Source organism: Pseudomonas sp. CM25 (assembly GCF_013179705.1).
Taxonomy (GTDB): domain Bacteria; phylum Pseudomonadota; class Gammaproteobacteria; order Pseudomonadales; family Pseudomonadaceae; genus Aquipseudomonas.
In genome coordinates this window covers 1-11514 of record NZ_JABMCW010000175.1, presented here as the reverse complement: position 1 = coordinate 11514, position 11514 = coordinate 1, and the positions used below count along the sequence as shown (strand labels likewise).

At 65.0% G+C, this 11514-nt stretch carries 9 protein-coding genes; 5 read left to right on the top strand and 4 right to left on the bottom strand.

The window, feature by feature from the left end; all coding sequences use genetic code 11:
- A partial coding sequence (locus HP546_RS18050) for an AMP-binding protein (protein WP_172228006.1) occupies positions 1-699 on the top strand: 699 nt, incomplete at its 5' end.
- 92 nt (positions 700-791) lie between these two features.
- Here HP546_RS18050 and mobA read toward each other — a convergent pair.
- The 3 genes from mobA to HP546_RS18035 are packed head-to-tail and all read right to left on the bottom strand — an operon-like array spanning position 792 to position 5743.
- Positions 792-1367 carry a molybdenum cofactor guanylyltransferase MobA gene (gene mobA, locus HP546_RS18045; RefSeq protein WP_172228004.1) on the bottom strand — a complete coding sequence of 192 codons (576 nt, stop codon included), beginning with the start codon at positions 1365-1367 and terminating at the stop codon, positions 792-794.
- Positions 1368-1427: 60 nt separating this feature from the next.
- Entirely contained in the window at positions 1428-4556 is a 3129-nt protein-coding gene (locus tag HP546_RS18040; RefSeq protein ID WP_172228002.1) for an efflux RND transporter permease subunit, read from the bottom strand.
- Positions 4557-4567: 11 nt separating this feature from the next.
- The gene (locus HP546_RS18035) at positions 4568-5743 is read right to left on the bottom strand and encodes an efflux RND transporter periplasmic adaptor subunit (protein WP_172228000.1); all 1176 of its coding nucleotides are present in this window, start codon (positions 5741-5743) and stop codon (positions 4568-4570) included.
- Positions 5744-5992: 249 nt separating this feature from the next.
- On the opposite strand from HP546_RS18035, the gene HP546_RS18030 reads away from it, so the two are divergent.
- From HP546_RS18030 to ilvA, 4 genes are all read left to right on the top strand, one after another.
- Positions 5993-6694: a response regulator transcription factor gene (locus tag HP546_RS18030; protein WP_172227998.1), complete on the top strand. Its 702-nt coding sequence runs from the start codon at positions 5993-5995 to the stop codon at positions 6692-6694.
- Positions 6695-6700: 6 nt separating this feature from the next.
- The gene (locus HP546_RS18025) at positions 6701-7999 is read left to right on the top strand and encodes an ATP-binding protein (protein ID WP_172227996.1); all 1299 of its coding nucleotides are present in this window, start codon (positions 6701-6703) and stop codon (positions 7997-7999) included.
- 97 nt (positions 8000-8096) lie between these two features.
- Positions 8097-8528 (top strand): PACE efflux transporter, encoded by a 432-nt coding sequence (locus HP546_RS18020; protein WP_172227994.1) that lies wholly within the window; start codon positions 8097-8099, stop codon positions 8526-8528.
- A 180-nt stretch (positions 8529-8708) separates the two neighbouring features.
- Positions 8709-10271: a threonine ammonia-lyase, biosynthetic gene (gene ilvA, locus HP546_RS18015; protein WP_172227992.1), complete on the top strand. Its 1563-nt coding sequence runs from the start codon at positions 8709-8711 to the stop codon at positions 10269-10271.
- A 131-nt stretch (positions 10272-10402) separates the two neighbouring features.
- On the opposite strand, the gene HP546_RS18010 is transcribed toward ilvA, so the two are convergent.
- The coding region (locus tag HP546_RS18010) for a hypothetical protein (protein ID WP_172227990.1) at positions 10403-11514 on the bottom strand (1112 nt) is incomplete at its 5' end.

The window sequence follows — 11514 nt, the reverse complement described above, 5'->3', positions numbered from 1 at the left end:
GGCGCCACCTGCCCGATCGAGGTGATGCGCCGGGTGATCGGCGAGATGCACATGGCCGAAGTGCAGATCGCCTACGGCATGACCGAGACCAGCCCGGTATCGCTGCAGACCGGGGCCACCGACGACCTGGAGCGACGTGTGACCAGCGTTGGGCGCACTCAGCCGCAGCTGGAGAACAAGGTCGTCGATGCCGATGGCAATACCGTGCCACGTGGCGAGATCGGCGAACTGTGCACCCGCGGCTATAGCGTGATGCTGGGGTATTGGAACAACCCCAAGGCGACTGCCGAAAGCATCGATGGCGACTGCTGGATGCACACCGGCGATCTGGCGGTAATGGACGAGCAGGGCTATGTGCGCATTGTCGGGCGCAGCAAGGACATGATCATTCGCGGCGGCGAGAACATCTACCCGCGCGAGCTGGAAGAGTTCTTCTTCACCCACCCGGCGGTGGCCGATGTGCAGGTGATTGGTGTGCCGTGCAGCAAGTACGGGGAAGAGATCGTGGCCTGGGTGCGGCTGCACCCGGGGCATACCGCCAGCGCAGAGGAGCTGCGCGAATGGGCGACGGCGCGGATCGCGCACTTCAAGGTGCCGCGGTATTTTCGCTTTGTCGATGAGTTCCCGATGACGGTGACCGGCAAGGTGCAGAAGTTTCGCATGCGGGAGATCAGTGTCGAGGAATTGGCTGCCCGCTGATGTATGGCCTGCACAGGTCTGTTCGCGGATCTTGAAAACCCCTGTGGGAGCGGGTTCACCCGCGAAGAGGGCGGTACAGGCAACACATGACTTCAGCCTTGCAGCAGCTCCGGGCTGTTGAAATTGCTCAACCGCCGATCCCCCTCAGCACACTCCAGTCCGTGGACCGGTTCGCGCAGCAAGGCCTTTTGCAAACTCCTTTCACCGCTCGCCCAAGCCTGCTCCAGCACCGGCAACACCCGGCGCGGCAGCACGCTGAACATCGGCTGCCAGTAGCCGCCCTGGCGCACCATCGCCGCGCCGTGGTTCGCCACGGCCAGCCGCCGCAGATCGTCGATCAACCCGCGATCAACCAGCGGTGCATCACAGGCCAGCAGCACCACCCATTCATGTCGCGCCACCTTCAGCCCGGCAATTACCCCCGCCAACGGCCCGGGATAATCCGCCTCTGCATCGCCCACCAACTGGTCGGCATACGCCCGATAGGCATCCTGGTTGCGGTTGCAGGAAATCACCAAGTCATCGCTGAGTGGCCGCACCACCCGCTGCACATGCGCCACCAGCGGCGCGCCCTGCCACTCGATCAGCCCCTTGTCACGCCCGCCCATGCGTTGGCCGCGCCCACCGGCAAGAATGAGGATGGTGCAGGGGGGCAATGCATTAGGCATGAAAAAGGGCTCCGGGCTGTCATGCCCGAAACCCTCCCATTTCAAGCGGTGCTTGTCCAGTCAGCTTTCGTTGAGGGCGGTTTGCGTATCGGCGCTACGTAGCTGGCGTCGCCCGGAAAGGCGCATCACCACTACAAAGAAGACCGGCACGAACACCACCGCCAGGGTAGCGCTGAGCATGCCGCCGATCACCCCGGTGCCGATCGCCTGCTGGCTGGCCGAGCTGGCGCCGGTGGCGATGGCCAGTGGCACCACGCCGAGGATGAACGCCAGCGAGGTCATCACGATCGGCCGCAGGCGCAAGCGCGCGGCCTGCACGGCGGCGTCGACGGCATCGACCCCCTGATCGACCAGGCTCTTGGCGAACTCGATGATCAGGATGGCGTTTTTCGCCGACAGACCGATCAGGGTGATCAGGCCAACCTTGAAGAACACGTCGTTGGGCATGCCGCGCAGGGTTACCGCCAGCACCGCACCGAGCACGCCCAGCGGCACCACCAGCAGCACCGCGGTCGGGATCGACCAGCTTTCGTACAGCGCGGCCAGGCACAGGAACACCACCAGCAACGACAGCGCCATCAGCATCGGTGCCTGGCTGCCGGACAAGCGTTCCTGCAGCGACAGCCCGGTCCACTCCAGCCCAGCGCCTTCTGGCAACTGCGCCACCAGGCGCTCGATTTCGGCCATGGCTTCACCCGAGCTGTAGCCCGCCGCCGGCTCGCCGGAAATCGACACGGCCGGATAGCCGTTGTAGCGGGTCAGTTGCACCGGGCCGCTGACCCATTTGGCCTGAACAAACGCGCCCAGTGGCACCATCTTGCCGCTGTTGTTGCGCACGTGGATTTGCAGCAGGTCCTCGACCTGGCTGCGCTGGTCACCTTCGGCCTGCACCACCACCCGCTGCATGCGGCCCTGGTTGGGGAAGTCGTTGACGTAGCTGGAGCCCACGGCCACGTCCAGCACTGTGCCAATGTCGGCAAACGACACGCCCAGGGCGTTGGCCTGGCGGCGGTCGATCTCCAGCTGCACCTGCGGGCTCTCCGCCAGCGAGGCTTCGCGCACGTTGGTCAGCAGCTTGCTTTTGCCGGCACTGGCCAGCAGTGCATCGCGGGCGGCCATCAGCTCGGCGTGGCCCATGCCGCCGCGGTCCTGCAGGCGGAACTCGAAGCCGGTCGATTCACCCAGGCCGTCGATTGGCGGCGGCAGCACCGAGTAAGCCACGGCGTCCTTGAGCTGGGTGAAGGCCATGGTCGCGCGGTCGGCAATCGACTGGGCGCTGTCATCGGCGCCACGCGCGGACCAGTCCTTCAGCGTGGTGAACGCCAGGGCGGCGTTCTGGCCGCTGCCCGAGAAGCTGAAGCCCAGGATCAAGGTGGTGTTGCCCACCCCGGCTTCCTCGGCGTTGTGTGCTTCGATCTGCGCGGCCACCTGCTCGGTGCGCATGCGGCTGGCGCCGGGCGGCAGCTGAATGTCGGTGATGGTGTAGCCCTGGTCTTCGGTAGGCAGGAACGCGGTAGGCAGCTGGCTGAAACCATAGCCCAGCACCGCCAGCAGCACCGCGTACACCAGCAGGTAGCGGCCGCTGCGCTTCAGGGCCTGGATGACCCAGCGCTGGTAGCCGTTGCTCATCCTCTCGAAGCGGCGGTTGAACCAGCCGAAGAAGCCTTTGCGCTCATGGTGCTCGCCCTTGGCCAGCGGCTTGAGCAGGGTGGCGCACAGCGCGGGGGTCAGGCTGAGGGCCAGGAATGCCGAAAACAGGATCGACACCGCCATGGACACCGAGAACTGTTGGTAGATGACCCCAACCGAGCCTTGCATGAAGGCCATGGGCAGGAACACTGCCACCAGCACCAGGGTAATGCCGACAATCGCACCGCTGATCTGGCCCATGGCCTTGCGCGTGGCTTGCTTGGGCGGCAGGCCTTCCTCGGCCATGATCCGCTCGACGTTTTCCACCACCACGATGGCATCGTCCACCAGAATGCCGATGGCCAGCACCATGCCGAACAGGGTCAACACGTTGACCGAAAAGCCCATGGCCAGCATCACGGCAAAGGTGCCCATCAGCGCCACCGGCACTACCAGGGTCGGGATCAGCGTGTAGCGCAGGTTCTGCAGGAACAGGAACATTACCGCAAATACCAGCAGCATGGCTTCGAACAGGGTATTGATGACCTGCTCGATGGACACTTTCACGAACGGCGAGGTGTCGTAGGGGATGTCGTACTTGACGCCTTCCGGGAAGTAACGCGCCAGGTCCTGCATCTTCGCCCGCACCAGGCTGGCGGTTTCCATGGCGTTGGCCCCCGGCGACAGCTGTACGCTGAAGGCGGTGGCCGGCTTGCCGTTCAGGCGGGTGCCGTACTGGTATTCCTGGGCACCGATCTCGACCCGCGCGACATCACCGATGGTTACGGTGGAACCGTCCGGGTTGGCGCGCAGGACGATGGCGGCGAACTCTTCGGGGCTGCTCAGCTGGCCCTTGACCACTACGTTGGCGGTAATTTCCTGGGTGTCGCGGCTGGGCAGGTCGCCAATGCTGCCGGGGGCGACCTGGGCGTTCTGCGCGGCGATGGCTTCGGCCACGTCGTTGGGCGTGAGGTGGAAACCGATCAGCTTGCGCGGGTCGATCCAGATGCGCATGGCCCGTTCCGAGCCATACAGCTGCGCTTTGCCGACGCCCTTGAGGCGGCGGATTTCGTTCATCACGTTGCGCGCGAGGATGTCCGACAGCGCGGTTTCATCCAGTTTGCCGTCCTCGGAGGTGAGGGTGGCCAGCAGCAGGAAGCCGGTGGAGACCTTTTCCACCTGCAGGCCCTGTTGGGTAACCGGGCGGGGCAGGCGTGACTCGACCACTTTCAGGCGGTTTTGCACATCGACCTGGGCCAGGTCGGGGTTGGTGCCCGGCTCGAAGGTGGCGGTGATGGTGGCGCTGCCCAGGCTGCTCTGCGACTCGAAATACAGCAGGTTGTCGGCGCCGTTGAGCTCCTGCTCGATCAGGCTGACCACGCTTTCGTCCATGGTCGCCGCCGAGGCGCCCGGGTACACGGCGTAGATTTCCACCTGCGGGGGTGCCACATTGGGGTACTGGGCCACCGGCAGTTGCGGGATGGCCAGCGCACCGGCCAGCAGGATGAACAGTGCGACCACCCAGGCGAACACCGGGCGGTCGATGAAGAAATGCGGCATGAATCAGGCCCTCACTGGCCGGTGTGCTGTGCGATGGGCGGTGCGGCCGATGCGTTGTCGACCTGTACCTGGTCACCGGCCTTGACGTGTTGCAGGCCCTCTACCACCACCCGCTCGCCGGCGGCCAGGCCTTCGCTGACGATCCAGCGGTCGCCCTGGGCGCTGCCCAGTACCACCTGGCGGTCGCTGACCCGGGCCTGCTGGTCGACCACCAGCACCTTGGGTACCCCGGCGCTGTCACGCAGGATGGCGCGTTGCGGCACGCTCAGGCCTTTGGGCTGCACCGCTTGCTCCAGGCGCACGCGTACGTAGCTGCCGGGCAGCAAGTCGAGGTCCGGGTTGGGGAACTCGCTGCGCAGGGTGATCTGGTTGGTGCTGGGGTCGACACTGATGTCGGAGAACAGCAGCTTGCCCGGCAGCGGGTAGGCGCTGCCGTCGTCCTGGATCAGCGTGGCGCGGGCCTGGCCGTCGCCCACCTGCTGCAGCTCGCCAGCACGCAGGGCGCGGCGCAGGGCGTTGAGCTCGCGGGTCGACTGGGTGACATCGGCATGGATCGGGTCGAGCTGCTGGATGGTCGCCAGCGGCGTGGTCTCGTTCTGCCCGACCAACGCACCCTCGGTGACCTGGGCACGCCCGATACGGCCGGAAATCGGCGCCGTCACGGTGGCGTAGCCGAGGTTAAGGCGGGCGCGCTCCAGCGCCGCCTTGGCTTCGGCCACCTCGGCGTCCGCTTGCAGGAAGCTGGCTTTGGCGTTGTCGTATTCCTGGCGGCTGACGGCCTTGTCATCGACCAGCTCGCGGTAGCGCTGCTCTTGCAGGCGTGCCTGGTACAGGGTGGCCTGGGCTTTGGCCAGGGTAGCCCTGGCGCTATCGTGGTCGGCCTTGAACGGCGCCGGGTCGATCAGGAACAGCACATCGCCGCGCTTGACGTCGCTGCCTTCACGGTACACCCGCTTGAGCACCACGCCGGCCACCCGGGCGCGCACTTCGGCAGTGCGCGGTGCCAGGATACGGCCGCTGAGTTCGCTGCTGATCGCCAGGGGCTGCAGTTGCAGGGTTTCCACCCGCACTTGCGGGGTGGGAGCCTGTTCGTCTTGCTCGGCGCTGTCGCCGCAGCCGGCCAGGGACAGGCTCAGAAACGCCAGAAGCGCCACCGGGCGCAGGCGAGGGGGGAACATAGTAGGCATACGGATCTTCCGTTGATGACCCGGCGTATGCTACGGCAGGTGCTGCCCGGGGGGCTGTTAATAGCTGTAGGGCGAGTGTGAAAAAGTGTGAAGAACAATCCTGTCGCGGTGTAGTGTTCTATATCCTGAGTGTTCCTGTACCGGCCTCTTCGCGGGTAAACCCGCTCCTGCAGGGTCACCATAATCCTTGGGATCCGTACCCGCAAAGAGGCCGGCAAGGTTTACCACCATCCAGATGCCCAAGCGCCTATGCCGAATATTATCCTGGTCGAAGACGACAGTGCCCTGTCCGAGTTGATCGCCAGCTACCTGCAACGCAACGACTTCCACGTCCAGGTGATCGCCCGTGGCGATCATGTGCTGGACGAGTACCGCAGGCAAAAGCCCGACCTGGTCATTCTCGACCTGATGCTGCCAGGCATCGATGGCCTGCAGTTGTGCCGCCTGCTGCGCCAGGAATCGCACAGCCTGCCGATCCTGATGCTGACCGCCCGCGACGACAGCCACGACCAGGTGCTGGGCCTGGAAATGGGCGCCGACGATTACGTCACCAAACCCTGCGAGCCCCGCGTGCTGCTGGCCCGGGTGCGCACCCTGCTGCGCCGTAGCAGCGTCAACGAGCCGCGCCTGGACAACGACCTGATCCTCATCGGCGGCCTGCGCATCGACCTGGCCGAACGCACGGTCAGCTGGCGCGGCGACGAGGTGGAGCTGTCCAGCGGTGAGTACAACCTGTTGGTAGTGCTGGCGCGCAATGCCGGCGAAGTGCTGAACCGCGACCGCATCCTGCAGCAGTTGCGCGGTATAGAGTTCAACGGCACCGACCGTTCGGTGGACGTGGCCATTTCCAAGCTGCGCCGCAAGTTCGACGACAACGCCGGCGAAGCGCGCAAGATCAAGACCGTGTGGGGCAAGGGCTACCTGTTCAGCCGTGTCGAGTGGGAGTGCTGACCGCCCATGCTGAAGATTCTGGTGCGGTTGTACCTGGTCATCATTGTCGCGTATGCCGGGGCCTTGCTGTTCATTCCCGACACTATCGTCGGTCTGTTCCGTGACCGCTTCATGGCCTACAACCTGGACCAGGCCAAGGGCGTGCAGGCGTTGATCGTGCGCCAGTTCCGCCAGACCCCGCCCGAGCAGTGGCCGGAGGTGGCGCACGAGCTGGCCGCTGATTTCGCCCCGCTGGAGCTGCAACTGCTGCGCATGGACCAGGCCGAGTTGAGCGACGAGGAGCAGGCGCGCCTGGAGCACGGGCTGTATGCGGTACGCATCGCTGAATGGGGCTACTACGAGACGGTGCTGGCGCCGCTGGACAAGCAATGGCTGGTGCGCCTGCACTCACCGCCAGACCCGCTGGACATCAACGTGCTGTCGTGGGGTGTGACCGTGCTGATCGGCGCGGCCATGCTGGGCTGCCTGCTGCTGTGGGTATGGCCGCACTGGCGCGACCTTGAACGCTTGAAGGAGACTGCCCGGCGGCTGGGCCAGGGGCAGATGGCCGAGCGTACGCACATCTCGCCACACTCCAACATCGGCGAACTGGCCGGGGTGTTCGACACCATGGCCAGTGACCTGGAGCGCCACGTCAACCAGCAGCGGGAGCTGCTCAATGCGGTGTCGCACGAGTTGCGTACGCCGCTGACCCGTCTGGATTTCGGCCTGGTGCTGCTGTTCGACGAGGTGCCGGCGACCAGCCGCAAGCGCTTGCTGGAACTGGTCGGGCATGTGCGCGAGCTGGATGAACTGGTGCTGGAGTTGCTGTCCTACAGCCGGCTATACAACGCTGACCAGGCCCGCGAGCGGGTCGAGGTGTCGCTGCTGGAGCTGGTCGACAGTGTGCTCGGCGGCTTTGCCGAGGAGCTCGACAGCCGTGGCATCACATGGGAAGTGCAGGCAGAGGGCAGCCTGCCACGTTTTGTGCTTGATCCTCGCCTGACCGCACGGGCAGTGCAGAACCTGGTGCGCAATGCCATGCGCTATTGCGACGAAAGCCTGTTGCTGCGTTTGCGCCTGGAAGGGGATGGCGCCTGCCTGTTGACGGTGGAAGACGACGGGATCGGCATTCCGGTGGAGGAGCGGGAGCGGATTTTCCAGCCGTTCTACCGGCTGGACCGCAGCCGTGACCGCAATACCGGCGGGTTTGGCCTGGGCCTGGCGATCAGCCGGCGGGCCATCGAAGGGCAGGGTGGCACCTTGACCGTGGCGCAGTCGCCGCTGGGTGGGGCGCAGTTTCGGATTCGCTTGCCTGCGGGGTGATATGCCGCCTGCGAACACGCGGGTTGTGCAAATTTCAGGCTTTTTCTTAAAGGCCAGTTCTTGTAGCTTTACAGGTCGTTTACCCCGGGAGTTGAACATGCAAGGCAAGGCACGCAAGATCGTCCAGGCCATCCTCTACGAAGCCATCGCTGTCGCCTGCGTGGCGCCCGCGCTGGAGCTGGCGTTTGCCGCCGGCATGGCGCAGTCGACCGTGCTGTCGGTGCTGATGTCGGGCATCGCGATGAGCTGGAACATGGCCTACAACTGGGCCTTCGAACGCTGGGAGGCGCGCCAGCACAAGCGTGAGCGCACCTTTGCCCGGCGCATGCTGCATGCCTTGGGTTTCGAGGGGGGGCTGGTGCTGATCCTGCTGCCGCTGGTGGCGTACTGGCTGGGTGTAAGCCTGTGGGCAGCGTTGCTGACCAACCTGGCGTTGTTCGTGTTCTTCTTCGTTTACGCGTTTGTCTTTCAGTGGGGCTTCGACAAAGTGTTCGATGTACCGTTGTCGGCGCAGCAGGCCAAGTGTTGACTTACCTGCACGCGGCAGGCTAAGTTCCTGACCCATGAATACATTCCCGCATGTGAACGCCATTATTATTACCGCCATTATCAGTTTGGCGGGCTAGCGCGTACGTGCACTGAACCCGCCCTGGAGGCGGGTTTCTTCTCTCTGACTCCTGGGCAACGTGAAACAGCCAAGGAGTCATCGATGACCAGCTTCAGCGTTACCCCCCGTACCACCGTTACCCCCCAGCAACTGCTGTCGGAGCAGGTGCGGCGGATTCTTGCCGCCCCGGTGTACGACCTGGCCATCGAAACCCCGCTGCAGGCAGCCCCGGCATTGTCTGCCAGCCTGGGCAACCAGGTATTGCTCAAGCGCGAAGACCTGCAGCCGACCTTCTCGTTCAAGATCCGCGGTGCCTACACCCGTCTGTCACGCCTGAGCAGCGTGCAGCGCGAGCGTGGGGTGATTACCGCATCGGCGGGCAACCATGCCCAGGGCGTGGCGATGGCTGCGTCGCACCTGGGCATGAAGGCCACCATCGTCATGCCGACCACCACGCCATCGTTGAAGGTGGAAGGGGTGCGTTCGCGCGGCGGGCATGTGGTGTTGCACGGCGAGAGCTTCCCGCATGCCCTGGCGCACGCCCTGACCCTGGCCGACAGTGAAGGCGCCACCTTCGTGCCACCGTTCGACGACCCTGATGTAATCGCAGGGCAGGGCACTGTAGCCATGGAAATCCTCCGCCAACGGCCGGGTGCGCTGGACGCCATCTTCGTACCGGTCGGCGGTGGCGGACTGATCGCCGGTATCGCCGCCTACGTGAAGTACCTGCGGCCAGAGGTGAAGGTGATCGGTGTCGAGCCAGAGGATTCCAACTGCCTGCAAGCGGCCATGGCTGCCGGCGAGCGAGTGATCTTGCCGCAGGTCGGCACCTTCGCCGATGGCGTGGCGGTGGCGCAGGTGGGCGCGCATTGCTTCGAGCTGTGCCGGCACTTTGTCGACGAAGTGCTGACGGTGAGCAGTGACGAATTGTGCGCGGCGATCAAGGACATCTACGACGACACCCGCTCGATCACCGAGCCTTCCGGCGCCCTGGCTGTGGCCGGGATCAAGAAGTACGTGGCGCGCGAGGGTGTGCAGGGGCAAACCCTGGTGGCGATCGATTCCGGGGCCAACGTCAACTTCGACCGCCTGCGCCATGTGGCCGAGCGGGCCGAACTGGGCGAGCAGCGCGAGGCGATCATCGCGGTCACCATCCCGGAGCAGCCGGGCAGCTTCCGCGCATTTTGCCAGGCGCTGGGCAAGCGGCAGATCACCGAGTTCAACTACCGTTACTACCCCGGCAAGGAGGCGCGGCTGTTCGTGGGGGTGCAGACCCACCCGCTGCACGACCCGCGCGAACGGTTGCTGGTCAGTCTGCGGGAGCAGGGCTACAGCGTGCTGGACCTGACCGACAACGAACTGGCCAAGCTGCATGTGCGCCATACCGTGGGCGGCCATGCTGCACCAGGGGCTGACGAGCGCGTGCTGCGTTTCGAGTTCCCTGAGCGGCCGGGAGCCTTGCTGGGCTTTCTGGAGCGATTGGGTAAACGCTGGAATATCAGCCTGTTCCATTACCGCAACCATGGTGCGGCGCAGGCCTGCGTGTTCGCGGCGCTGGAGGTGCCAGTGGAAGAGTTGGCGGGGATGCCGCTGGCGCTGGATGAAATGGGCTACCGGTACTGGGATGAGACCGATAACCCGGCGTACAAGCTGTTTCTGGGCTGACCTGGAAAGTTGCAGCCTGCACGGTCCCTGTGGGAGCGGGCAGGCCCGCGAATCAGGCAGCGCAGTGGATGGTACCGGCGTTGCCGGTGTTCGCGGCCTCGGCCGCTCCCACAGGGATCGCGCCAGGTTGTTCAGCGCTCGCGCATGAAAAAGCCGGCGACGAACTTGCGGAAGGTTTCCAGGCTCTTGAAATCGGCGTAACGCTTGAAGTTCTCGGCATCCGGCTCGGGACCGATGGGCTGCTCGAGCAGGGAGATCGACAACACCCGGTCCTGGTCAGAGGTCATCACCAGCTCATCCGCCACCTGGCCGCCAATTACCGGCCGGCGCATCTGTACCTTCACGCCCTTGCTGGCCATCCAGTCGACCAGCGACACCAGCGCCTTGAGCGGCTCGCGCTCTTCATCGCGGTACACCGGGAACATATGGGCACGTGACAGTACCGGCACGCTGGCGACATGAATCAGTTCGTAATAATGGCTGCCCGCGCTGGTCGGCGAGTAAAGCATCAGTGCCAGCAACGGCCCAGTGGTGCGGCTGCCCCCCCAGTACAGGTGGTGCCCCTGGAAGTCGAAGCCATCCTCGCTGCGGTTGTTGAACAGCTTGCGCCCCTTGACCTGGTCGACGCAGTCCAGCAACAGGCCATGGCGGCGGTGGTTGCCGAACACAGTGGCTTCGCGCAGGCGGGACTTGAGCATCATCATGTGCTTCATGTCCAGGCGGGTTTCCAGGTAGTTGCTGGCGGGCACCCGTTCCAGCAACGGGTAGCGGCTGGCCACGCTGCGCAGCTCGGCAAACTGGCCGGTCAGGTCCTTTTTCAGGTGCGTGGCGTACAGGTTGAGGCCGCTGGTCTCGATCCAGGTCAGCAGCAACGACAACAGGCGCTGCTGTTCGCGCCGCTCGCTGCCTTCGCCGCCGACACTGGCGTTGGCGGCACGGAAGTCGCCGATCAGGCGCAATGGCGTGTCGGGCGGCAGCCAGGCGGCGGGTGGTGCCGGGTCGTCTTCGCGCTCGGCGGCTTCCCGTTCGTCCTTGGTGAACGGGCAGCCGGGCGCATGCTCGGCGGTGCCCGGATTGTTCTTGAGGAAGAGCGTGCCGGTGCTGCCGTTAAGGGTCACATTGAGCACCGGCAGGGCGTCGTTGCGGCAGTCGCAGGCCAGCCACTGGTTGGCGTTGCGCACCTTCATCAGCAGCTGGTTGGCCTGCAGCAGGCGAGGGCCGACGAGGCTGCCGGTGGCAAAGC